Here is a 24,240-nt window from a genome sequence, read left to right as displayed (position 1 = left end):
TATTGCCAATTAATTTGTAGAAAGAAAGCCTTTTGGGAATAAAATCCCGAAAGGCTTTTTTTGTAAGAAAATTATCTTATATTTGCATTTCACTGTTCTGAAAAAAAGTGACCATAAACCTCGGAAGCTATTATTTAGTTTTCGGGGTTTTTTTATGCTTTTTAAATTTTTACCCATTGTTAAATTTTAATATTTTTCTTACTTATATAAACGGTCTTATTATATTTACAATATAATTATGTAATATTTTATTTACTTAAATACCACTTCTCATTTATTGATTAAGGTTATAAAATCTACAAAAGCCTGTAAAATAATCAATAACCTTTTAGATATGAGTTTTTTAGCAAAATTAGAATTAGACAATGAAGTGTTTAATGTTTTAGAATTTGATGTTCATTTTACCCAGAATGTCGATAACAACGGAAAACCGGCCAACAAGACAAAGGGCGGACAGATAAAACTTGTAATAGAAACCACACAGACGGATCTGTTTTCAGACTGGATGGTATCTCAGACCAGTGTAAAAGACGGAAAAGTCATTTTTTATCGCAGAGACGCTATGAGCACCATGAAAAATGTAACCTTTAAAAAGGCCTTCTGCATATCGTTTCATAAGAGTTTTAGAAGTGAAGGATCAGTTCCTATGGTTACTGAGATTTTGATTTCATCAAACGAAGTAAAAATTGGGAATACAATTTTTGAAAACAATTGGAAAAACTCATAGCTCTTTTAAAAAACAACTAGTATGGCATTGCAAACAATTACGAATATTAAAATTGGCGAAATAAGAATTGCTAATTTCAACAAATTAGAAGTTTTTCAGACGATTCACGACCACCACACTTTTTCCTTCGAAGTAAGACAAGATTTATTAGTAGAAGAATTTAAAAGTGTGATGCCTTTTTCCCAAAAGTTATACGGAGAAAAAATAAGCATAGAAATAAAACCTATAGAGGGTCTGGAAGATCTTATTATTGGAGCAGATTCTAAAGATTACATCATGCAGTTTTACGGCATAGTAACCGAAGTTAAACTGCAAAAATCCCGTATTAAAGACGTAGAAGAAACCATCGTAATAAAAGGAAAGAGTACTACAATACTTTTAGAAAACGGACCCGAATGCAATTCGTTCACCAACATGTCTCTGAATGATATTGTAAAAAAAGTAAAATCAGACTGTGACATTGATATCGATGTAAGACCATTTTATTTAGACAACCTGCCTTACACTGTGCAGTATAACGAAAGCAATTTTGCTTTTCTAAATCGTTTGGCCAAAAGAAATGGGCATTGGTTCTATTATAACGGAAGAACAGCCATTTTTGGAAGTCCGGGCGGTGTGGGTGCAACGCCAAAATTAATGTATGGAATAAACATGCAGGATTTTTATTATACCCTAAAACTTATCCCTGCACTGTTTAAAGTAATAGAAAACGATAACAATGACGGCCAGTATAAAACTGATGAAACTTTAAAATACAGAAAAGAAGCCGATGGTTTCCATCAAAACTTTTTAAACAGGTCTAATGAAGTTTTTAATAGAGAAACCATTATACAGTTAAACCAGACTCCTGTGGGCGGATCTGGAAGGCGATCTTCAGAAGAATATGCCAAAAACAAAATGCGATCTGTTTTGAGCGGTTTAGTAGAAATAAAAGCTTCAAGCGAAGTTCCAGGAATTACTATAGGAAATGAAGTAAGAGTAACAGGTGTCGACATGCAGTTAGAAAGTTCTTACCGCGTTACTCAGATAACACATATCTGCGATGACGGAGGCGGTTACGAAAACCATTTTACAGCTGTAAATTTTAACGGTTCTGTGTTTTCTCCCGAAACAGATCCAGATTTAGTGCCATTCTGCAAAAGCCAGACCGCCATTGTAACCGCCAACGCAGATCCTGACGGACTCAGCGGTATACAGGTACAGATGCCGTGGCAGGCAGCCAAAGGCGAAACCACACCCTATATTCCTTTAATTCAAAAATACGGAGGCGATGCCAGAGGCTCTCATATCATACCTGAAATTGGCGATACCGTTTTTGTAGACTTTCAGGGCAATAATGCCGAACTGCCGATTGTATTGGGAACTATGACCAGCAGAAAGGAAAAAAGTAGTTATAGTACGCCTAATAATGATATAAAGGCAGTAATGCATAGCCGAAGCGGAAACAGAATTATAAATGACGATGCTACTGGAGATATTACAATTGAAAGCCAAAAAGGGCAAACCATTGCAGTCGTACATGGTGATGGCAATATTAGGTTTAAAGCTCCAAAAAATATAGAATTGGAAGCTGGTGAGGATATTATCTTAAATGCAGGTAAAAATATGAGTACCAATGTTGGGCTTAATAAAACCAATACAATTGGAGGAAGCTTTACAGAAAAAATTACAGGTTCAAAATCCCTTACAATAGGGATCGATTTCGTACTTACTGTTATGGGAAGCGTACGTGAATGGATAAAAGGAAACAAAGAAACTGAAAGTAAAGATATCAAAAAACGCGCTAAAGAAATATTTATAAATAGTACCGAAGAAAATATTACGATGCTTGGTGCTAAAAATGTAAATAACTATAGTGGTGAAACCTCTAAAAACGGATAATCATGAGTATCATAAGTATTATAGAAGGAACACTAACCGAAACGGCTACTGGCAATATAGAAATACATGCTACTGAAGGAGATCTTACAATAGCAGCAGCCAAACATAACAGACAGTACGGAGAAGAAGGTATGAATTATCATAATTATGAGCCACTTCATCCTAATGATTCAATGTCTGATGAAAAAATCGTGCGATTGAACCTATTTTTTGATGGAACACAAAACAATAAAACCAATACAGAAGCAGGAAAAGAACATGAAAACTCCAACCACCTGGATGACAGCTATACCAATGATTATTCTAATGTAGCGCGCGGTTATGATGCGGTAGACCCAAATAAAGAAAATCAGGTATCCATTTATATAGAAGGAATTGGTACAGAAGATTTAGAAAGTGAAACTACTTTTTTTGGAAATATGCCCGACAACTCAGGAATTCCTCTGGGTGAAGGTGATCGCGGGGTTAAAGCCAAAGTAACCAAAGCCTGTTTTTTAGCTAGTGAAAAATTACAGAAGTATGGCGGAAAGGAGATGGTGCTTGAGGTAAATGTATATGGTTTTAGCCGAGGAGCAACGGCTGCCAGACATTTTCTACATGTGGCCACCACACCTGCTAAAGCTCACACACCAATGTTCAGTAATGATGCAACTGTTATGCCTCCATATGGACTGAAAGGAGCGACTTATGCTAAAACAGAAAAAAAAGATGCGCTGGTAAAAAAGCATGGTTTTTTTGGAGCCTGTCTCGCAGCTCAGGGATTTACTCCTAATGAAATTATTTTCAGATTTGTTGGCTTATATGATACTGTTGCCGCTTATGGGGTAGACCATCGAGGCAAAGAAGTTTTTGGTGTCAGCATTATTGATAACGATACCAAACAGTTAGGATTAGATGCCGTAAAAAATGCTTCTTTTGTATTGCAGTTTGCGGCCGATGATGAGCATCGCGATAATTTTGATTTAACGAACATTGACAGTGCCGGAATAGACGGATTAGAAATTACATTACCGGGAGTTCATTCTGATATTGGAGGCTGTTATGTAGAAAATGATTCTGAAAGAGTAGATCTTTTTTATGAACCTTATTTTAATCGGGAATGCGAAAAATTTAAACAAATATTGATTGAGGAAGGCTGGTATAGTCCTGATCAATTGCATATTATTCATTCGTACACTAAAGATTTTACCCAAAAAGTACCAGAAGAGTACAATGATAATCCCGTAGGATATTATGGTTTGGTAGGTATAAAAAAAGCAGTTCACAGAACGTATGATAAAGTCGCACTCAATCGAATGTTTCATTACTCCAAACAATTTGATGTGTTTTATTTTGAAACTTTAGTTATTAGACATAAAATACAAGAACCATTTTTAATGGAAGTAGACAAACAGTTAGTGCATTATATCAATACCTGTACGCATGTAAGAAATCAATATGTTAAACGATTTAATGTGGGTGAAAATGTTGAAAAAGAATATTTAGCCGAAGTAAAAAAAATACATTATAAGGATTTTATTCATACAAATGATTTAAAGACACTTAGAAGAGATTACCTGCACTGGTCTGCCAGTGCAACTAAATTTGGATTGGGCCCCAGACTAGGAGGTATAAAAAAAGCAACCGAAAGAACCCGTAACATACAATATGGATAGACTAATTAAAATTGCAGTCAGTATAGTGTTCTTATTATTGTTTATTCAAATAATACAATGCCAGATGAAAAAAAACTTACCCGAGTTTGGTGTAGAAATATCTTCACCAGCAACAAAATATAGAATAGAGCCAATTTATGATACCATAAAGACACTTGAAGGCGTTTCTGCAGGTCTGCCTTATGGAGGTTCGTCCGGTCAATGGGGAGATTCAGGAAAAACATGGACAGCACAACGCGGCACTCCTATTGGGGCAGATATCACTTATTATTCAGGATACGAAGATGTTTTTTATCGTTTAAATGTTGATTTTCCAATAGATACTATTAAGGATTATATGGAAAGAGCTTATGCCAGAATAGATGATCAAAACGTAGAAACAGAGGAATATAAAAGACTAGGCAGGGGACACGAATCTTCTAGCGGAAAATCGTATGACAGTTTCAGCAATCTTGTTTTTGGTTTTGCTCCAAAGGGTATGGTCGTAGTATGGCTCAATTTTGGCATTACGCGTATCGAGCTAGGAAGATATCAGGCTAGATTAATTACGGACAATGCTATTCTTCAAAAAATTAGTAAAAAACATTTAGCAATGTATGGAATAACTCCAGAAAGGTTCGAAGAGGAAAAAATAGAACTTAAAATACCTGACGCCACTCCTGAAAAATGGGATAATTATCGCAGTCGCTACCATTGGCGTCCCGCAGTGATTACAGAAAATCCCAAAACTGAACTCATACAAATTAAAACTTCGTTTTACAATGGCGAAATAGAATGCATGCTTCGCCCTTGGTTAATTGATCCTCTTTACAAAGAAAGAGCAGTTCCGTCAGAAATTAATGTAGTCTGGATGACAGGCAAAAAAGACGAAGAAAAAAAGCAGGCTTATCTCTATTTTAATTGGGAAAAAGTAAATGAAGTTTTTAAAAAATCAGGAGGAAAAATTGATTTACAGATCAAAATCTCCAAAGAAAATAACATAGAATTGATGCTCAATGGCCAGCCCTTTGAAGCAGACAGTATTAGAGTATTCGACTGGTCATCCAGTATGCTGGATGGAATGATGTATAAAAATGTAAAATAAAAATGTAAAATAAAAATGAAGAAGGCATTGCAAAATAGATTGCTCAAAATTGTAACCAGTATAGTGTTCTTATTATTGTTTATTCAAATAATACAATGCCAGATGAAAAAAAACTTACCAGAATTTTATGTAGAGATATCTGCTCCAGATAATAAATACAGAATCACTCCTATTTACGATATTATAAAAACTTTAGAAGGAGTTTATGCAGGTCTGCCTTATGGGAGCTCTTCTGGAAGATGGGGTGATTCAGGTTCTACATGGACAGCACAACGCGGAACTCCCATTGGAGCGGATATAACTTATTATTCCCGCTATGAAGATGTTTTTTATCGTTTAAATGTCGATTTTCCTATAGATACTATTAAGGATTATATGGAAAGAGCCTATGCGAGAATAGATGATGAAAACGGAGAAACACAGGAATATAAAAAACTGGGTCGAGGTCACAAATCTTCGAGCGGAAACTCGTACGACAGTTTCAGCAATCTTGTTTTTGGTTTTGCTCCAAAAGGTATGGTGGTGGTATGGTTCAATTTTGGCATTACGCGTATCGAGCTAGGCAGATATCAGGCAGAGATACTATCAGATACAGTAATTATTGAAAAAATAAAGAAAAAATATTTAAAGAAATATAGTTTAACTTCTGAAAGATATGATGAAGCGGCTAAAGAATATTTTCTTACAGATGCAAGCCCTCAAAAATGGGACAATTATCGTAGCCGTCATCATTGGCGCCCGATAGTGATTTCAGAAAATCCTAAAACGGAACTTATACAAATTCAAACTTCGTTTTACAATGGCGAAATAGAATGCATGCTTCGACCGTGGGTAATTGATCCTGTTTATAAAGAAAGAGCAGTTCCGTCAGAAATTAATGTAGTCTGGATGACAGGCAAAAAAGACGAAGATAAAAAACAGGCTTACCTCTATTTTAATTGGGAAAAAGTAAACGAAGTTTTTAAAAAATCAGGTAGTAAAATTGATCTGCAGATCAAAATCTCGAAAGAAAACAATGTAGAATTGATGCTCAATGGCCAGCCTTTTGAAGCTGAAAGCATAAGAGTATTTGATTGGTCACCCAGCATGTTGAGGGGAATGATGTATAAAAATTTGAAATAAAAATGAAGAAGGCATTGCAAAATAGATTGCTCAAAATTGCAGTCAGTATAGTGTTCTTATTATTGTTTATTCAAATAATACAATGCCAGATGAAAAAAAACTTACCCGAGTTTGGTGTAGAAATATCTTCACCAGCAACAAAATATAGAATAGAGCCAATTTATGATACCATAAAGACACTTGAAGGCGTTTCTGCAGGTCTGCCTTATGGAGGTTCGTCCGGTCAATGGGGAGATTCAGGAAAAACATGGACAGCACAACGCGGCACTCCTATTGGGGCAGATATCACTTATTATTCAGGATACGAAGATGTTTTTTATCGTTTAAATGTTGATTTTCCAATAGATACTATTAAGGATTATATGGAAAGAGCTTATGCCAGAATAGATGATCAAAACGTAGAAACAGAGGAATATAAAAGACTAGGCAGGGGACACGAATCTTCTAGCGGAAAATCGTATGACAGTTTCAGCAATCTTGTTTTTGGTTTTGCTCCAAAGGGTATGGTCGTAGTATGGCTCAATTTTGGCATTACGCGTATCGAGCTAGGAAGATATCAGGCTAGATTAATTACGGACAATGCTATTCTTCAAAAAATTAGTAAAAAACATTTAGCAATGTATGGAATAACTCCAGAAAGGTTCGAAGAGGAAAAAATAGAACTTAAAATACCTGACGCCACTCCTGAAAAATGGGATAATTATCGCAGTCGCTACCATTGGCGTCCCGCAGTGATTACAGAAAATCCCAAAACTGAACTCATACAAATTAAAACTTCGTTTTACAATGGCGAAATAGAATGCATGCTTCGCCCTTGGTTAATTGATCCTCTTTACAAAGAAAGAGCAGTTCCGTCAGAAATTAATGTAGTCTGGATGACAGGCAAAAAAGACGAAGAAAAAAAGCAGGCTTATCTCTATTTTAATTGGGAAAAAGTAAACGAAGTTTTTAAAAAATCAGGTGGTAAAATCGATCTGCAGATCAAAATCTCGAAAGAAAACAATGTAGAATTGATGCTCAATGGCCAGCCCTTTGAAGCTGAAAGCATAAGAGTATTTGACTGGTCACCCAGCATGTTGAGCGGAATGATGTATAAAAATATAAAGTAGAGATATAAAAAAGTAATTTGGAATAAATGGGTAAAGATAATATGCACCTGAACTTAATTATGATTTATTTAAATTAAAAATTTTATAGAAGATATTATGAATAGACATATATTGATTGTGTTCATTATTTTCGGTTTTATAAGCTGTAATAATGCACAAAATAATAGATTGCCAGAAGAATATAAAGATTATAAGTCCTTAGATTCGATAAAAATCAAAGATACAATACAGTTTGGAAATCATTATTTGAAATTATTGTTTAAAAGCTTCGATCCGATTGAAGTAGTATTGTTGCCATCAAAGGAATTAATTGTAATCACAACGAATAAAAAAGAAGGTTCTGATATTATAAAAAACTTTTTTAAATTAGATAAAAAAGGTGAGATTATAGATAGCATATCATTTGTTGAGAACTACGAAAAGGGAAAAGAAGAACTGCTAAATAACTATATAGTTAACAAAAAGCAAAAAAATTTTACAACTTGGCCATTAGACGGAAAAAAAAATAAGGTAAAATTTATTTTACAAAATGAGAGTATGAACGCAGATCGCGTTACTGAAAAAAAAATGGTGGATGAGATATTCAATAAAGCACAATTTAGAATAATTGATTATGATTTTGATTACGTTGAATCTAAAGATGATTCAAAAGGTTTAAAAAAACAAAATGATAAAATAGAACCTGTAATTATAGAATTAAATAGAACAGTATACATAATTGTTTATTTAATGAATGGCCAATGGTTTAACTACTACACGTTTACAGATATTTCAAAACGAATTTCGCTGGACGAACTATTAAGTTCAAGAGAAGGCTCCAACACCTTATTCAAAAAATATAATAAAGCTGAAAAAGATTGGGAAATAGTGGTAAATAAAAATATAGCTTATAAATACTTTCATAAAATTAAGAATCAAAAAATAACAATCCCAGGCGGAGGTAATACTTCTTATCAATCTAATTGGTGGAAAGGTCAATTATTTTCAAATGTCGTGGTTAGTAATGATACTCTTAAAATATATGATTCATTATTTCTTGATGAAAACTGGCCATCAAAAACACCTATAATTATTAATAAAAAACAAATAGGTTCTTTACATAGAGGCGAAAGAGAATATTTTGAATCGTTAATGTATTATTTAAATAAATCTTTAAATTATAGTTTATTTACCAATGATGAAAAAAAACTATATGTAATTAGAGAGAAAGATTCAATAAAGTAATCCGATAGCACGGATTTGCAATCCGTGCCCGCAAAGATTGGTTTTCAATTTTAAGTAAAAACAAAACCCTGCAAAAATCAATTTGCAGGGTTTTTAATTTTATTGAAATAATTTATCTATTATTAGCGCAAGCCTTATAAATCTGCTTTTCTGAAAATGGCGATAAGGCTTCGGCTAGATTTCGGCTTGTTCTTAAACAGCTCAGTATTTTTTGCCTTAAGTTGATATCGTCGCCAAATTCTGTATGCATGAGGAGCTCGAAGATTTCCTGCAAATACATAGGCTGTTCTTTGTAATCACCCTCAAACAATTCGTCTGAAAGGAAATTAATTACGGATGGCATTACATCACGATGTGTTGGTTTTTGATTTTCTTTTAGCATAATCGAAAATATTAGACACACGAAACCCTCGCTTTAGATGTGCTAAAATACCCGAATAGGATAGATTTACCATTGTTTCCGCAGGTACATCATGGCGAGGGAATCGCTTATGTTAACTTATAAAGTTTTTAGGATGATATCCTAGGTATTTTAGCAAAGCAAAGATATGCTTTTATTTTTAAAAGAAAGAAAAAACTTACTTTTTTGCTTTTTTTTGATTTTGACGCTGAATTTAGGCTTAAAACAAAGATAGAAAATATTATTTGTGGTTGAGTTGCGTCCTAATTTTGATTAGAATTCATGTCTATAAAGACTTGGACGGCGGATGGAAATAATATTGCCAATTAATTTGTAGAGAAAAAGCCTTTTAAGATCACTCTTAAAAGGCTTTTTATTATTTATAAAATAGTCAAACTAGTATTTTTATACGGCTTTAAAATTTCCTCATCTGGAGAAACATTGGTTACCAAGACATCGATATCTTTTATTGGACAGACAAAATAAGGTTCGGCGGTTTCTACTTTTTCGATAGAACTTAAAGCAATAACAAAGTTGGAGTTCTTAATCATATTTTTTTTCAGCATAGAATCGTCGTATAAAATTCCTGTAATTCCTCTTTCATGATGAATACTGCAGATTCCTAAAATGAAGATATCTGCTCTAAAATTCCTAAAGAAATCAATTGTTTCAATACTCGAAGTGGCAAAAGAAGTTTTACACATTTTACCGCCTGCAAAAATTAAATCAATATTGGGTAAATCTTCAACCAACGAAGCTATGGGAAAACTATTGGTAATAACCGTCAATTTTAAATCGTAAGGAAAGCTTGCTACCAAAGCTAGAGAAGTGGTTCCGCCGTCAATAAAAACAACTTGCCCGTCTTTTAAATACGAAATAGCTTTTTGAGCGATAATTTTTTTGTTTTCGATATCGTGTTTTTCTCTTTTTCTATAATGAAGCGGAATCGGAGAAGGAGCTACCGCCCCACCGCGAACTGCTTTTAAAAGTCCTTGATCTGAAAGCTCTTTCAAATCACGTCTGATTGTATCTTCAGAAACACTCAAATATTCGCTTAATTCTACCGAAGTTACACGATGTTCTTTAGATAAATATTCTAAAATGGTTTGTTGGCGTTCTTCCTTTCTCATTTTGTTTTGCGGTTTTATATTGCAAAAATAAATAAAAAATTGCAATATTTTGCTGTTTATTGCAATTTTTGCATAATTTAGCAGCAAAATAAAATTACAAATGAAAAAGAAATCAATCGCAATCGACATGGATGGCGTGCTTGCTGATGTAGAGGCACACCTAATCACTTACTTCGAAAGAGATTTCGGAATAACAATTTTAAGAGAAGATATTCAAGGTTTGACAGAAGAAGAAGCTTTTCACGGTCGTGAGAAAGTGATGAGCGTTTTAAACTCTAAAGATTTTTTTAGGACATTGCCAGTAATAGAAGATGCTGTAGAAAGTTTAAAACTATTACAGGAGAATTTTGAGGTTTATATTGTTTCTGCGGCGACCGAATTTCCGCTTTCGTTGAACGAAAAAATAGAATGGCTTGCAGAACATTTTCCTTTTATCAATTGGCAGAACATTGTTTTATGTGGAAGCAAAAGCATTATCAATACCGATTATTTAATCGATGATCATCCAAAGAATTTAGATTTTTGCATGGGTAAGCCTATTATGTTTACAGCATTTCATAATGCCAAAAAAGAGAATTATTTGAGAGTAAATAATTGGAAAGAAGCTGTTGCTGTTTTGAAAGAAGCAGTTTAACGCAAGGTAATTTTAAAAATTACTTGTTTTTTGAAGAAAAAGCCTTTCAGGAATCTTCTGAAAGGCTTTTGTTTACTTAGGTATTGCTATTTTAGCTTTAAATCCGTTTTGGGGTTCTGTTTCAAATTCGATGGTTCCTTTGACGGTCTGAATTCGATGTTCCATGTTTTGAAGCCCATTTTTAGAAATCTTTGTTTTCTCACAGCCAATTCCGTTATCGGTATAATTTATCAGAATTGATTTCTGATCGCTGTCAAATTTTATCACGACCAGACTTGCTTTACTATGCTTTTTCATGTTCACCATTAATTCCTGCAGCACTCTTCCAATAGTGATTTTCTTTATCTCGTCGACCTCTTCCCAATTTACACTTTCTAAATTAGTGGCAATAATGTTTCTCTCAGCTGTGTTGTAGGCAGAAAGCATTTCTTTTATGCTTTTGGTAAAGTCTTTGCCTGTTTCAATCTTATTGTTTTCTTTTGAAATTCCTCTCACGCGGCCATAAATGTCATCCAATTTCTGTAGAAGATTCTCTTTGGTATTTTCTGCAGCCAAAGGCTGAGATTCGGCAAAAGCAATTACTTGGAACACATCATTGGCCAATTCGTCATGGATTTTTTTAGAAATTCTGGTTTCTGTATCGTACGAACTTTTAAACTCGATAGCCTTGTTTTTGTTTTTATAATAGCGGATTAAAATTGCAATTAGGATGACTAAAAACACAAATACAATTACGAATACAATTCGAAGATATTTGGCCTTTTGAAGTGATAATTGATTTTCTGCTTTTTCTAAGCGCAGTTTTTCATTTTCGTCTTTTTCCTTTTTCGCATCGTACTTAATTTTCGCAGATTTATTTTTAAAATTATTTCTGACTTTAATGATGCTGTCGTTTAGTGTAAAGTACTTTTGCGTGTATCTGGGAGTGTTAGAAGTGTTATCATTTGAAATTAAAATTTGCAAGGCTTCTAATCTTTCATCAACACTATTATGCTTAGTGGCAGCATTATAAGCTAAAAGAGCATTTTCATCTGATTTGTTCAGATCTTTTTTAGAATAATAATCCGCGAGGTGAAGATAACTTTCGATACTTCCATAAGTATCCTGATTATTAATTCTGATTTTTAGGCCTTCAGTCATTAATGAAAACCCTTTGTCTTTCATCCCATTCTTAAAATAAGCATAGCCTAAATTATCGAGTCGTATAGATTTGGTTATTAGTTGCTCTTTATCATTTAGTTTTTTACTTGAAAGAGATTTTAGAAGTAATTCTAAAATAGCGATTGCTTCATTATATTTTTTTTGCTGAATGTACACTGCAGCAATATTTTGTATTGGAATTTGTTTTGAAATAGGATCTGTATATTCATTGTATGCTTTTTTATAATAAAATATGGCATCATCATAAAGAGAAAGTTCTTTGTCTGCAATACCCAACATATTATTTATCCAGCCATAATAATTTTTATTTTCTTTAATATAGGGCAGTGCTTCAGTCATAACCTCCTTACTGCCATAATAATCTCCATTTGTTTGATGAATATCTGCAATTTTTATAAGAATATATCCAATATTGGCACTGTCTTTTAAGACTTCATAGAGTTTCTTTGATTCGTTAAACTGGTTAAAAGACGTATTAAAGTTTTGTTTGTCATAACTTTCGATTGCTTTATCTCGCAAAGCAAGCGCTTCTTTTCGTATATCTTCTGTCTGTGGATTAAGTGGCTTTTTTTCCTTGCATGAAAAAAGAAAAAGAAGTAGAATGAAATAAAAAAACGGGGATCGTAACATGCAAATTTACTTTCCCCGAAAATAGTAAATTAATTATATATTTTATTGTTTGCTTATTTAGGGATTGCTATTTTAGCTTTAAAACCGTTTTGAGGTTCTGTTTCAAATTCGATGGTTCCTTTGACAGTCTGAATGCGGTGCTCCATATTTTGAAGCCCATTTTTAGAAATCTTTGTTTTCTCACAGCCAATTCCGTTATCGGTATAGTTTATCAGAATTGATTTCTGATCGCTGTCAAATTTTATCACGACCAGACTTGCTTTGCTGTGCTTTTTCATGTTCACCATTAATTCCTGTAAAACTCTTCCAATCGTGATTTTCTTTATCTCGTCGACATCTTCCCAATTTACACTTTCTAAATTAGTGGCAATAATGTTTCTCTCAGCTGTATTGTAGGCAGAAAGCATTTCTTTTATGCTTTTGGTAAAGTCTTTGCCCGTTTCAATCTTATTGTTTTCTTTTGAAATTCCTCTTACGCGGCCATAAATGTCATCCAATTTCTGTAGAAGATTCTCTTTGGTGTTTTCTGCAGCCAATGGCTGAGATTCGGCAAAAGCAATTACTTGGAATACATCATTGGCCAATTCGTCATGGATTTTTTTAGAAATTCTGGTTTCTGTGTCGTACGAACTTTTAAACTCGATAGCCTTGTTTTTGTTTTTATAATAGCGGATTAAAATTGCAATTAGGATGACTAAAAAGACAAATACAATTACGAATACAATTCGAAGATATTTGGCCTTTTGAAGTGATAATTGATTTTCTGCTTTTTCTAAGCGCAGTTTTTCATTTTCGTCTTTTTCTTTCTTCGCATCGTATTTAATTTTAGCAGATTTATTTTTGAAATTATTTCTAACCTTAATAATACTGTCGTTTAAGGTAAAATATTGTTGTACGTATTTACTAGTATTTGGGCTGTGGTCATTTGAAACAAGTATTTGAAGCGCTTCTAATCTTTCATCCACACTATTCAATTTTGTAGAAATTTTGTAAGCTAAGAGAGCATTTTCATCTGATTTTTGAAGATTTTTTTTAGAGTAATAGTCTGCAAGGTGGAGATAACTTTCAATGCTGCCATAAGTATCTTTGATTTCATTTCTTAATTTTAGACCTTCAATCATTAAGTAAAGTCCCTTTTCGTGTAATCCAATTTTAAAATAGGCATATCCTAAATTGTCTTGTGTTCTGGCTTTAGAACGTGCTTTAGATTTCTTTTCTAAAAATTTCTGATTTAAAATGAATTCTAGAATGATAATTGCCTTATCATATTTTTTTTGATGGATATAAACCGCTGCAATATTGCTTAATGGGATGTGTTTATCTTCAAGATCTTTGGAATCTTTGACAGATTCCTTATAGTAAAAAATAGCATCGTCGTAAAGAGAAAGTTCTTTATCTGCAATGCCTAATGTATTATTTATACAGCTAATATAATCCTTACTTTTTTTAGCATAAGGTAATGCCTCTGTAACGGTTTCTTTACTACCATAATAGTCTCCGTTGATTTGTTGAATAGCAGCCATTTGAATTAATATATATGAAATATTGGCACTATCTTTTAAATTTTCAAAGAGAACTTTTGATTTATTAAACTCATAAAAAGCAGTATTGAAATTTTGTTTTATATAATTTTCATCTGCCTTTTCTCGTAAATCAAGGGCTTTTTGTCGTAAAGTTTCCGTATTAGAATAAACAGTCTTTTTTTCCTCGCAGGAAAAGAGAAAAAGAAATATAATAAAATAAAAAAACGGGGACCGTAACATACAAATTTACTTTCCCCGAAAATAACAATAATAAATTAGATACTAAAAAATATATAATTAGCAATTTTATGGTTTTCCTGGTCCTTTTGGACCGTCACCAGGTCCGTCTGGATCTTCTCCATCACCACCAATAGATAGATTAGCACTCTTTTCAACTTTCTTTTTAGGTTGAGTCTCATACTCATCAGGAGTACAAGAAAATATCGTGAACAATAGCGCAAAAGCGATAAATAGTATTAGTTTTTTCATTTTAATTTAATTTAGAAATTAGACATAGGTATGGCTGTCCGGATTTAACCAGATCTTGGAATTGCGATACCAAAATTGTTTTTGGGGAAGTAGATCGTGTAGACCTGTAAGACGTAATTTATACTTCCCGAATAAACTCGGTCTTACGGTTTTCCACAATGTTAATTAGAACTAGTTTTATATTTTTGTTTTAGTCTGCAGACAAAACTTGAACTAATTTCTGATGCAAAGTAAAGGCGCTTCTAGATCACTGTTGATAAGGGATTCCCAGAATTCCTGCGTTTTCCTGAGATTCCCGAGAATTCCCAATAAAACAAAATCGGAAGGCCTATTTTTTAAATTAATTGTTATTTAATTCTAAACAAATCTCTATTATTATAGATGCAATAAGTCCGTCAAAAGTTGGTTGCGAACAGTAAAAAAAAATATATAAATAATATAGAATTGGAACAAAAATTGAAAGTGCTAGAAAGGGGTTAATAGTAGAAGTCGAAAATAAAGGCATAGAAGAAAGTTTTGGTTAAAAATGAAATTAAAGAGTCTAAACAAGTTCCTAAAAAAGGCAAGATGAATAATACATTAGAAGCGTATAAAAAGGCTATTAAAATTAAATACGAGATCGAAAAAGAGGGAGAATACTTTGATTTTCTGTACAGCCCTTCGCGCGGGAAACTCCGCGATTTGTGTTGGCTTATTTTTGAAGATAATCCGACCCAAGACGATTTAAATGTTTTTAAAAATTTATTGTGCTTAGATTTTGACCATACTCAAAAGAATAAGTTTAAAGATCAGAAAGACAAGTTTAGGCCTATTGAAACTTTCTTTAAGGGAGAAACAGATCCATCAAATATTGATGCGATAAATCTTGCCGCAGTGATAGTCGATTTTCAGCCGCGCCCTTTTAAAAAGTTCAATGAAAAATGTAGAATTGAAGAAGCGAAACAAATGAAAAGTGTCGTTAAAGAGGTAACGGTTGAAATTGAAAATAATGGCATAGAGAAAAAGGTTTTGGTGGAAAATGAACATGAAGAGTCGAAAGAAGTTCCTAAAAAGAGAAATTCTTTATTCGATTTAGCAGATGAATTTTCTAAAAAAATAGTTCAGAAAATACAACCAGAAAAAATAATTATGGTTGCAGTTGGTGCAGTCGCACTGGTATAGTCTGCGTGTGTAAACTTGGTGAAGAAAAAAGAGTAGAAATAAATTCTAACCGATTTTTGACTGCATTTTGAAAAATAAAATGCGTGAAGCTATAAAAAGAATAATTTTTTGAGGTGTGATTTGGGTAGTTAAAAAGTACGTTTTTCGGCATATATTTACTGTTATTTACACTATAAAGATAAGAAAAAAATCCCGTTAAACCTAATAAAAATCAATGAAATAGCACTTTTTTTTGTCTAAAAAACGTATTTTTTTTCGATAATTTGAAACCCACTTATTTTCCATTTACAAGACAGAAAAAGTCGCTTTTTCGAGCAGCCGAATTGCAATAAAATTATCTATATTTATAAAATTAAAATAGATTTCGAATCTACCAGTATCAGTTACAAAAACATCATTTTATGAAAAAGCTTCTATTACTCCTAATCGTTTTATGCACCGTCAGCTGTAAAAAATATGTTGTCTCATTTGAACAGCCAACCAATATGAAATTGGACAATATAAAACTAGAAGTGTTTATAGATAAAGAAAAAGTTCAAGACATTAATTTAAAAGCTACAGAAGCATTACCAACTTACGAAACAGTCGGACTGTCAGTTTCTGGTGAAGGAAAACATTTGCTTCAAGTCAAAGTAAAAGATACAACCTTTAGTTTTGATGTAAAATATCCCGAGGAGAAATTTATTAGGATTATAACTAACTTAAAACCTAATGGTAAAATCCAAGTTGGAATTTTAAAACAGAATTATAAATATAAGTCTTAATACTATTGGGGTATAGTTTAAAAGCAAAGAGCATATATGTAAACACAAAGTTCGCAAAGCTCCATCTTTAAATAGCTTTGCGAACTTTGCGTTTATTCTTTGCGTGCTTTGCGGTTAAAAAAAATCAAGATAAAAAATCCTTAAACCACAATCCAGAGTTTTTTATCGTTCTTTTTTGCGTTTCAAAATCTACGTGAATTAATCCGAATCGGGCATTATATCCTTCGGCCCATTCAAAATTATCGGTTAGAGTCCAGACAAAATAGCCATCGACATTTAAGCCGTCTTGTTTTGCTTTTAAAATCTGTTCTAAATTGTCCTGAATAAAATGAGTTCGTTTTATATCGTGCACTTTTCCGTTTTGAACGGTGTCAGGAAAAGCAGCGCCGTTTTCAGTTACAATGATTTTTCTGATTCCGTCATATTCATTAAACTTTTTGAGAATATGATACATTGCTGGCGGATAAACTTCCCAGCCCATATCGGTAGAAATTACATTTCGCTTTTCGGCACTTACTAATTCTGCACCGATATACGGAATCAACATGGACGATTTTACCACTTCACGAGTATAACATTGCAAACCAATGAAATCGAAATCGAAATCGAGATTGTTTAAATCGTCTTCTAAAATGTAATTATTAAGTTTTTTAAGAACCGGAAGATCTTTCTGCGGATAACCTAATCCTAAAATGGGTTCTATAAAAGTTCGGTTTAATAAAGTATCGACACGTTTTGCGGCTTCGACATCTTTTGAGCTTTCTGTAGCAGGTTCAATATGCGTGCACGAAAAAGTGGTTCCGATATTCGCATTAGAAATTCGTTCTCGAATTATTTTGGCTCCAGCAGCAGTTGCTAAAGTAACATGATGCATGGCTTTTAGGTAATTCGAAATTCCTTTTTTGCCTGGCGCGTGAATGCCTAAAAAATAACCTGCGCCTGTAAAGACAGAAGGTTCATTAATTACCATCCAATTTTTTACACGATCGCCAAAATACTGTACGCAGACTTCAACATAATCTTTAAACCAAGAAACAGACTCTCGGTTTGTCCAACCTCCTTTTACTTCTAGATCGTGTGGTAAATCCCAGTGATAAAGTGTTATCCAAGGTTCGATTCCAGAAGCTAGAAGCGAATCTATTATTTTGTTGTAATAATCGATTCCTGCTTGATTAATAGGATGAACGCCTGTAGGCATAATTCTCGGCCAGCTGATAGAAAATCTAAAATTAGGAATATTCAATTCCTTAATGAGACCAATATCGTCCGGATAATTGTTGTAGAAATCGCAAGCAGTTATGGCATGATGACCGTTTTTAATTTTCCCTTTTTGAGAAGTAAAAACATCCCAGATAGAAGAACCTTTTCCGTCAGAATCATGCGCACCTTCAATTTGGAAAGCGGCAGTTGATACACCCCACAAGAAATCTTTACCAAATTGGTTTTTGTTCAGAAATGAGCTTTCAATTTTATTCATTCAATCGTACTTTCCTTTATTTATAAACTATTTATTAATGTAGGAAAGAAGATTGCATAGCTCTTAAGAAAAGCCATTCTTTGAAAGAAACTAGAAAATTTAGATTGAATAATTTCATGACGATTAGTTTTATACCAAATTAAAAAAACTAATATGAAATTATTGTAAAGGCATTATTATCAAATGATTAAATATTAAAATGGGAAGATCTTTAATCTTCCCATCCGCAAAGTGTCAAGCCTAAACCTTTAGCCTTTTTTAAAGAAGTTTTTACCTTACCGTGACTACAAGAGCTTAAGCCACGACAATTTTCATTGTAATGATACTTTTTAGCCCCAGTTGGCCCGCAGATAAAAACGTTGTCTTCTACAGGGCGGAACGAAGTGCAAAAAATAAAAAATAAGAGTAAAGTATATTTCATAAGTTTATTTTTATTTGACAACTAGATTATATTCGTTTCCTTTTTTATCAATAGCTTTTAGTTTTCCGTGAGAAACCCATTCTGTATTAATTTCCAATTCCGGAACACTGTCTGTTATTAAAATTCCCGCGCCGTATTTTCCTTCTGTATTAATGTTTCCAAAAACCGAATCGCCTAGTATGTTTATTCCTTTTACATGATAGTTGTACTTGTAATGTCCGGGATGCCCAGTTCTGTATTCGTATTTATATACAGGATTTACATGATATGTTTTGGCTTCTTCTGCTGTAATAGTTTTGCGGTCGTCAGTGCTAATAGCGCTTTTGTAAAATGAATTTACTTGCGGTAATGGAGGCGGAGCACTAGCTTTTTGGCAGGAATAAAAGGCAAATAATAAAAGTAAGATGAGGTAGTTTTTTTGCATAGGCGATGGGGTTGGTTGCGATAAATCTATTTAAAATTGTGCTTTTTTTCACACGTGTTTGTACTTGATTTTAAATTGCCCTTTCAAAATGTAAAATTTTTTAAAATCAGTGTTTTATGAAAATCAGTAATCAATAAAAAAGCTCCCGAAGGAGCTCATCACAGGACTTCGATATTAAAGGACTTGTTTTACTAGTCGCTTTTTTGGAATAATGGATTTTTTTTCCTTGGAGAATGTTATCTCAATTGTAAAAATTAAAAACCATTATTGTATTTTAAATTAAAGGAATGATCAGACATTAAGAGCAAACCGATAAATTGAAATAAAGCTAATATTGATGGAATAAAAGTCCAGCAAAATAAGAAATAAAAAATGCCTTGTACTGATTGTCCTAAATAGAATTTATGAATTCCTATGCCTCCAAGAAAAAAGGTCAAAATTAATGCTGTTACTCTACTTTTCATAATTTACATTTTAGATAAAATTTCTACTTTTTTTGTGTCAAATTCTGCTTGTGATATTATATCTCCGTCTAAAAGCTTTTTCAATTTTTGAAGCGTCTCAAGGGGATCCTCTTTTTGTTCAATGTTTTGAGAAGGAGAAAGAGCGGCATTTACAGTTATTCCTCCTCCCGCAATAGCTCTCTTAGTTTCCAAATCATGTTCACGACGATAAATTACCATTTCTTCCTCTTTTTGTTGAGCAAATTGATATAATTTTCTCGCTTGAGATTTTGGAAGGTAATCTAACATATTTAGTTGTCCTTTTATTGTTTTCATTGTGAAAGTAGCTCCCATAATTCCTTCTTTCATATGACAATCTAATATATCTTTCCAAGCATAGTCTTGAAAATCCATGGATAAACCTAAGTTCTTAGGTCTGCAAAAAATTATTCTTTTATTTGTTAAAGCAATACAATCTGGAGATAAATTAATTGCTGGTTTTTTTTGTACAGCCACATATTCTATCTGTTCTCCGGATGTAAGAAGACCTGTAACTTTACCTAAAAGCTTTTCTACTGCTTTTGGATCCTGTTCTTCATTTAAGAATTTTTTCAAATCGTTTATCATTTGTATATAGTATTTAAGGGTTTACTAATTCAATCATAATCCAAAAGTAAAACCAATCAAAACCAGTATTTTACGGAAATCCATAATTCATAAATTTTTAAAAGAAAGAATAAAAAAAAGCTCCCGAAGGAGCTTTGAAAATGGAGTAATAAGGAATTTAAATAATTCCCATATCTTTTGTGATTGAAACCAAATGAACGGTATTATTTGCCTTGAAAAAATCTTTTAGTTTTGATAACCTTTTTTCCATCGCACTTTTACTATTGGGTTTAATGTCGCTGGTTTTAAAAATTTCGATAATGTCATCCTGAGATGTTCCAGCAGATAAATACTTTAAAATTTTAATATCGACATCGTCTATTTCATAGTTGCCTTTTTCCTGTAATGCAGAAGCTATTTCGGGAGAAATAAATTTTTGATCAGAAGTTGAAATGATTGAAAGAGCTTTTCTGAGATCTTCAATACTGTTTCTGCCTTTTAGCACAAAGGCATTAATTTCAGAATCTTCAAAAAGTGATTTTATACGAACATTTTTATCTTCAACAGAATAAGCTATAATCTTAATATTGGGTTGTAGTTCACGAACTTTTTGAATTAATTCGTCGCCACTTCCAATTTTTACTTCACGATGGTCTTTTTTAAACGAAAGATCACTAATCAATAAATCAAAAGGTTCATTATCCTGAATAGCTTTTCTTATTTTTAGAAAGGCATCATCACAATATTTTGCATGCTGAAAATTGGCAATGTTGAGGTCGCTCAAAGTTTGTTTTACGGCTAAATTGAATTCTTCAAAATCTTCGGCAATAATTACTTTTTTAAACATAGGCTCTTATTTAGGCATTGTTATTTTTACTTTGAAACCTTTATTCGGTTCAGTGTCAAAAGTAATAGTTCCTTTTAAGGCCAAAATACGGTTTTCCATATTTTGCAGACCATTTTTTATAATTTTTGATTTTTCGCAACCTTTGCCAATATCGCTGTAGTCAATAAAGAGAGAATTGGAATTGGAATTAAATTTTATGGATACAACAGAAGCTTCGCTATGCTTTTTCATATTAACCATTAATTCATGCAAAACCCTCTGAATGGCAATCTTTTTTAAATCCTCAACCGAATCCCAATTTATTTTATCGACACCATTAATAATAACGTTTGTTTGACTGCTATTATAAGTCGAGAGCATTTCTTTTAAATTCTTCGCATAATTTGCACCTGTATCGATATCATTATTTTCCCTGGAAATTCCCCTAACTCGCGAATAAATAGTATCTAGTTTTTGAACCAAAGTTTCTTTTGTGCTTTCATTTTCTAGAGGCTGTGTCTGTGTAAAAGCAATGGCATTGAAAACGTCATTTGCCAGCTCATCATGAATATCTTTAGCAATTCGGGTTTCGGTATTATACGCCGTTTCTATTTTTTCAATTCGATTTCGGTTCTGGTAATATTTCCTTAAATAAAGCAATAAAAGAAAAAGCGAAGTAATACCAATTATAAACAATATCTTTTGGTATTGCGCTTTTTGTAAAGCAAGTAAATTTTCTGCTTTCTCTAATCGCAGTTTCTGATTTTCGTCTTTTTCTTTTTTAGAATCGTATTTAATTTTGGCAAACTTGTTTTTATAATTATTTCGAATGGTAATGATGCTATCATTTAAGAAAACGAATTTTTTTGCAAATCCTGTATTTTGAGTTTCAGAATCATTGGAGATCAAAAAAGATAATGCCTTTAAACGTTCATCAATACTGCGAAGTTTTGTAGCCGTTTTGTAAGCTTCAAGCGCGTGCTGATTCGATTTTTTTGGATTGGTCGATGCATAATATTCTGCCAAATGTAAATTACTGGCAATACTTCCGTAAAAATCATCTATTTGGTTTCGTAATGCTAATCCTTTTTCCATCAGTGGAAGTCCTTTTTCTGGCATTCCGTTTTTTGAATAAGCAAATCCCAAATTATCTAAAATTCTAGCTTTTTTTATAATGTATTCGTCTTTAGGAAAAATATCTTTCGCAAGTATAGGTTCTAAAATTTGAATGGCCTTATTGTATTTTTTCTGCTCAATGTAAATGACGGCAATGTTATTTAAAGGAGATTGTTTTAAAACGTCATTTTCAGAATCTTGTAAAGCCTTGTTGTAATAGTAAATGGCATCTTCGAATAAAGAAAGTTCTTTATCGGCGATTCCGAAGAAGTTGTTAATCGAAACGCTATAAATATCTTTCTTTTTAATATAGGGAAGAGCCTCGGTCAAAGTTTCTTTGCTTCCATAAAAATCGCCATTTATCTGCTGGATACCAGCCATCTGAATCAGATTGTAGACAATATTGGTACTGTCTTTAGAGTTTTCAAATGTTATTTTCGATTTATTGAAATTATAAAAAGCATTATTGTAGTTCTTGTTTTGAAGATTGAGAATGCCTTCGTCTCTAAGTTTATAAGCTTCTTCTCGAGTAGGATCAGGCTTAGGCGAAACGACTGTTTTCTCTTTGCAGGAAAGGAAAAATAGAACAATTAGCAAACAAAAAAAAGGGGATCGTAGCATAAAAGTTACTTTCCCCTAAAGTAGTAATTTATTACAAATTACAACTTTTTAAATTATGGTTTTTTTGGTGGTGGCGGAACCGTGATAGGATCATCATCTGGACCAATATTCGCTTGTGACGGAATAGACTCTTTTTGTACTTCAGTTTTATCTTTAGTTGTTTCTAGTTCATCAGCAGAGCAAGAAAATAATGTAATACTCAATAGTGCAAACGCACCCATAACAATTAATTTTTTCATGATTTTAATTTTTAAAAAATTGGACATGGGTATTGCTGCCCGAAATCTTTTTCAGGTTGGTTTTTAAATGGCAATACCAAATTTTGTTTGGGAAGTGAAGTGCGTAGAACAGTAAGATTTTCATCTATACTTCCCGGAATAAAATCCGTCTTACGGTTTTCCGCACTTGGTACATAAACTAGTTTTGTACATTTGCTTTTTGACCTGCAGATCAAAGCGATAACTAATTTTGTTGAGGCAAAGTAACAACCGTTTTGAGCCTGCATTGATACGGATTTCCGGGATTTCCGATTTAGTTTTATGAAATCCCTATTATTCCTTATATGTCCTTAAAACATCAAAAAAATAAAGCCTATGCATAGCAATACTTTGGAAGATTTATATAAAAAAGCTATTAAAGAAAAATATGAAGAAGCAAAAAATGGTGATGATTTTTTTTTCTTGAATGCTCCAACGAGAGGAAAACTTAATAAGTTATGTTGGGAAAAATTTACGAATAACGACATGCCTTCAAGTGATTTGAATGTCTTTAATTCTTTGCTTGGACTTTCTTTTGATATTAGTTCAAAAAATAAGTTTAAGCAAGAGACAGATCTATTTAGACCAGTAGAAAAATTTTTTAAGGGAGAAACAGATCCAGATAAAATCGATGTGGTTGATATGGCAGCGATTTTGGTAGATTTTCAACCTAGACCTTTTAATAAGTTCAGAAAAGAAATTGATCCAGAGAACTTGAAATTGATAGAAGAGCTAAGAGATACTAATCATGATAAGAATGGATTTTTTTCTGATATTTTGCCTGATAAGGTGGAAACCGAAAAATTTCCTGAGTTAAAAAATGATGAGGTAGAAAAAGATAAAAATGAAGAAATAAAGCAAGATGAAGCTGAAGAAGTAGAACAAGATGAAAATCAGGATTTGGAAAAAATTCCAACGGGTATATTTACTCCTATTAAGAAAGTAGGAGAAGGTGGGACAAATTCTGGATTAAAAAGATCTTTAATAATTGCAGCTTTTCTCTTGGGACTAATTTTAATCGTTTACTTAAACATGTCACAAAAAGATTGTATGCAATGGATGGGAGATCATTATGAAAAAATAGAAAGGTCTGACGACGGTTATTGCGATACTTATTATGATGCCAGATATTTTGATTTAAAGAAGATTGAAGTATGTGATACGACTGAGTTTTTTGACGATAGTGGTAGAGCAAAAGTTTGGTATATTAAGATTGGAAACTCTGTAGAATGTTATAATCAACATGCCCCTTATCCAGAAAACAGACAACGATTCTTAAAACCAATAACACAACATATTATTAATAAGTATTTGTCAAATAGGCCAAAATGTAATTAATTTTAAAAATTCATAAA

The 24,240-nt window shown here is 32.7% G+C and carries 25 protein-coding genes; 11 read left to right on the top strand and 14 right to left on the bottom strand.

The window, feature by feature from the left end; genetic code table 11:
* The first annotated feature begins 334 nt into the window (after positions 1–334).
* From tssD to ACFO3N_RS08035, 7 genes are all read left to right on the top strand, one after another.
* Positions 335–727 carry a type VI secretion system tube protein TssD gene (gene tssD / locus ACFO3N_RS08065; RefSeq protein WP_095929050.1) on the top strand — a complete coding sequence of 131 codons (393 nt, stop codon included), beginning with the start codon at positions 335–337 and terminating at the stop codon, positions 725–727.
* A 21-nt stretch (positions 728–748) separates the two neighbouring features.
* A complete protein-coding gene (locus tag ACFO3N_RS08060) occupies positions 749–2,608 on the top strand; it encodes a contractile injection system protein, VgrG/Pvc8 family (protein WP_379796720.1) in 1,860 nt (619 codons plus the stop codon).
* A gap of 2 nt (positions 2,609–2,610) precedes the next feature.
* Positions 2,611–4,263, top strand: a complete 1,653-nt coding sequence (locus tag ACFO3N_RS08055; protein ID WP_379796718.1) for a T6SS phospholipase effector Tle1-like catalytic domain-containing protein — start codon at positions 2,611–2,613, stop codon at positions 4,261–4,263.
* A 64-nt stretch (positions 4,264–4,327) separates the two neighbouring features.
* Positions 4,328–5,347 (top strand): DUF2931 family protein, encoded by a 1,020-nt coding sequence (locus ACFO3N_RS08050; RefSeq protein WP_379796716.1) that lies wholly within the window; start codon positions 4,328–4,330, stop codon positions 5,345–5,347.
* A 102-nt stretch (positions 5,348–5,449) separates the two neighbouring features.
* Positions 5,450–6,469 carry a DUF2931 family protein gene (locus ACFO3N_RS08045; RefSeq protein ID WP_379796714.1) on the top strand — a complete coding sequence of 340 codons (1,020 nt, stop codon included), beginning with the start codon at positions 5,450–5,452 and terminating at the stop codon, positions 6,467–6,469.
* A gap of 89 nt (positions 6,470–6,558) precedes the next feature.
* Positions 6,559–7,578 (top strand): DUF2931 family protein, encoded by a 1,020-nt coding sequence (locus ACFO3N_RS08040; protein ID WP_379796712.1) that lies wholly within the window; start codon positions 6,559–6,561, stop codon positions 7,576–7,578.
* Between the two features lie 96 nt (positions 7,579–7,674).
* Positions 7,675–8,802 carry a hypothetical protein gene (locus ACFO3N_RS08035; protein WP_379796710.1) on the top strand — a complete coding sequence of 376 codons (1,128 nt, stop codon included), beginning with the start codon at positions 7,675–7,677 and terminating at the stop codon, positions 8,800–8,802.
* 112 nt (positions 8,803–8,914) lie between these two features.
* Here ACFO3N_RS08035 and ACFO3N_RS08030 read toward each other — a convergent pair whose 3' ends face one another.
* A complete protein-coding gene (locus tag ACFO3N_RS08030) occupies positions 8,915–9,184 on the bottom strand; it encodes a hypothetical protein (protein WP_379796708.1) in 270 nt (89 codons plus the stop codon).
* Positions 9,185–9,582: 398 nt separating this feature from the next.
* A complete protein-coding gene (locus tag ACFO3N_RS08025; RefSeq protein ID WP_095929037.1) occupies positions 9,583–10,332 on the bottom strand; it encodes a DeoR/GlpR family DNA-binding transcription regulator in 750 nt (249 codons plus the stop codon).
* A 100-nt stretch (positions 10,333–10,432) separates the two neighbouring features.
* Here ACFO3N_RS08025 and ACFO3N_RS08020 point away from each other — a divergent pair, with 100 nt between their 5' ends.
* A complete protein-coding gene (locus ACFO3N_RS08020) occupies positions 10,433–10,966 on the top strand; it encodes a 5' nucleotidase, NT5C type (protein ID WP_379796706.1) in 534 nt (177 codons plus the stop codon).
* Positions 10,967–11,038: 72 nt separating this feature from the next.
* On the opposite strand, the gene ACFO3N_RS08015 is transcribed toward ACFO3N_RS08020, so the two are convergent.
* The 3 genes from ACFO3N_RS08015 to ACFO3N_RS08005 all read right to left on the bottom strand — a co-directional run bounded on the left by ACFO3N_RS08015 (position 11,039) and on the right by ACFO3N_RS08005 (position 14,769).
* A complete protein-coding gene (locus ACFO3N_RS08015) occupies positions 11,039–12,646 on the bottom strand; it encodes a tetratricopeptide repeat-containing sensor histidine kinase (RefSeq protein WP_379796704.1) in 1,608 nt (535 codons plus the stop codon).
* Positions 12,647–12,810: 164 nt separating this feature from the next.
* On the bottom strand, positions 12,811–14,280 hold the full coding sequence (locus ACFO3N_RS08010; protein WP_379796702.1) for a tetratricopeptide repeat-containing sensor histidine kinase: 1,470 nt from the start codon (positions 14,278–14,280) through the stop codon (positions 12,811–12,813).
* A gap of 306 nt (positions 14,281–14,586) precedes the next feature.
* Positions 14,587–14,769 carry a hypothetical protein gene (locus tag ACFO3N_RS08005; RefSeq protein WP_379796700.1) on the bottom strand — a complete coding sequence of 61 codons (183 nt, stop codon included), beginning with the start codon at positions 14,767–14,769 and terminating at the stop codon, positions 14,587–14,589.
* Between the two features lie 567 nt (positions 14,770–15,336).
* Between ACFO3N_RS08005 and ACFO3N_RS08000 the strand changes: the two genes are divergently transcribed.
* Positions 15,337–15,930 carry a hypothetical protein gene (locus ACFO3N_RS08000; RefSeq protein WP_379796698.1) on the top strand — a complete coding sequence of 198 codons (594 nt, stop codon included), beginning with the start codon at positions 15,337–15,339 and terminating at the stop codon, positions 15,928–15,930.
* A gap of 401 nt (positions 15,931–16,331) precedes the next feature.
* Positions 16,332–16,694, top strand: a complete 363-nt coding sequence (locus ACFO3N_RS07995; protein WP_379796696.1) for a hypothetical protein — start codon at positions 16,332–16,334, stop codon at positions 16,692–16,694.
* A gap of 124 nt (positions 16,695–16,818) precedes the next feature.
* Here ACFO3N_RS07995 and ACFO3N_RS07990 read toward each other — a convergent pair whose 3' ends face one another.
* The 9 genes from ACFO3N_RS07990 to ACFO3N_RS07950 form a co-directional block, all read right to left on the bottom strand.
* On the bottom strand, positions 16,819–18,171 hold the full coding sequence (locus ACFO3N_RS07990; protein ID WP_379796694.1) for a GH1 family beta-glucosidase: 1,353 nt from the start codon (positions 18,169–18,171) through the stop codon (positions 16,819–16,821).
* A 211-nt stretch (positions 18,172–18,382) separates the two neighbouring features.
* Positions 18,383–18,592: a hypothetical protein gene (locus tag ACFO3N_RS07985; protein ID WP_379796691.1), complete on the bottom strand. Its 210-nt coding sequence runs from the start codon at positions 18,590–18,592 to the stop codon at positions 18,383–18,385.
* A 10-nt stretch (positions 18,593–18,602) separates the two neighbouring features.
* Positions 18,603–19,016 (bottom strand): single stranded DNA-binding domain-containing protein, encoded by a 414-nt coding sequence (locus ACFO3N_RS07980; RefSeq protein ID WP_379796689.1) that lies wholly within the window; start codon positions 19,014–19,016, stop codon positions 18,603–18,605.
* A 254-nt stretch (positions 19,017–19,270) separates the two neighbouring features.
* Positions 19,271–19,480, bottom strand: a complete 210-nt coding sequence (locus ACFO3N_RS07975) for a TM2 domain-containing protein (RefSeq protein WP_379796686.1) — start codon at positions 19,478–19,480, stop codon at positions 19,271–19,273.
* Positions 19,481–19,483: 3 nt separating this feature from the next.
* On the bottom strand, positions 19,484–20,086 hold the full coding sequence (locus ACFO3N_RS07970) for a PH domain-containing protein (RefSeq protein ID WP_379796683.1): 603 nt from the start codon (positions 20,084–20,086) through the stop codon (positions 19,484–19,486).
* A gap of 157 nt (positions 20,087–20,243) precedes the next feature.
* Entirely contained in the window at positions 20,244–20,912 is a 669-nt protein-coding gene (locus ACFO3N_RS07965; protein WP_379796681.1) for a response regulator, read from the bottom strand.
* A 6-nt stretch (positions 20,913–20,918) separates the two neighbouring features.
* Positions 20,919–22,628, bottom strand: a complete 1,710-nt coding sequence (locus ACFO3N_RS07960; protein WP_379796679.1) for a tetratricopeptide repeat-containing sensor histidine kinase — start codon at positions 22,626–22,628, stop codon at positions 20,919–20,921.
* 53 nt (positions 22,629–22,681) lie between these two features.
* Complete coding sequence (locus ACFO3N_RS07955) at positions 22,682–22,867, bottom strand: hypothetical protein (RefSeq protein WP_379796677.1); 186 nt, start codon at positions 22,865–22,867, stop codon at positions 22,682–22,684.
* A gap of 11 nt (positions 22,868–22,878) precedes the next feature.
* Positions 22,879–23,133: a hypothetical protein gene (locus ACFO3N_RS07950; RefSeq protein ID WP_379796675.1), complete on the bottom strand. Its 255-nt coding sequence runs from the start codon at positions 23,131–23,133 to the stop codon at positions 22,879–22,881.
* Between the two features lie 88 nt (positions 23,134–23,221).
* Between ACFO3N_RS07950 and ACFO3N_RS07945 the strand changes: the two genes are divergently transcribed.
* The gene (locus ACFO3N_RS07945) at positions 23,222–24,223 is read left to right on the top strand and encodes a hypothetical protein (protein WP_379796673.1); all 1,002 of its coding nucleotides are present in this window, start codon (positions 23,222–23,224) and stop codon (positions 24,221–24,223) included.
* Positions 24,224–24,240 lie beyond the last annotated feature (17 nt).

Origin of the sequence: Flavobacterium chungangensis (assembly GCF_042654045.1) — a bacterium.
Lineage (GTDB): Bacteria > Bacteroidota > Bacteroidia > Flavobacteriales > Flavobacteriaceae > Flavobacterium > Flavobacterium chungangensis.
This window is presented reverse-complemented; position numbering and strand designations above follow the sequence as displayed.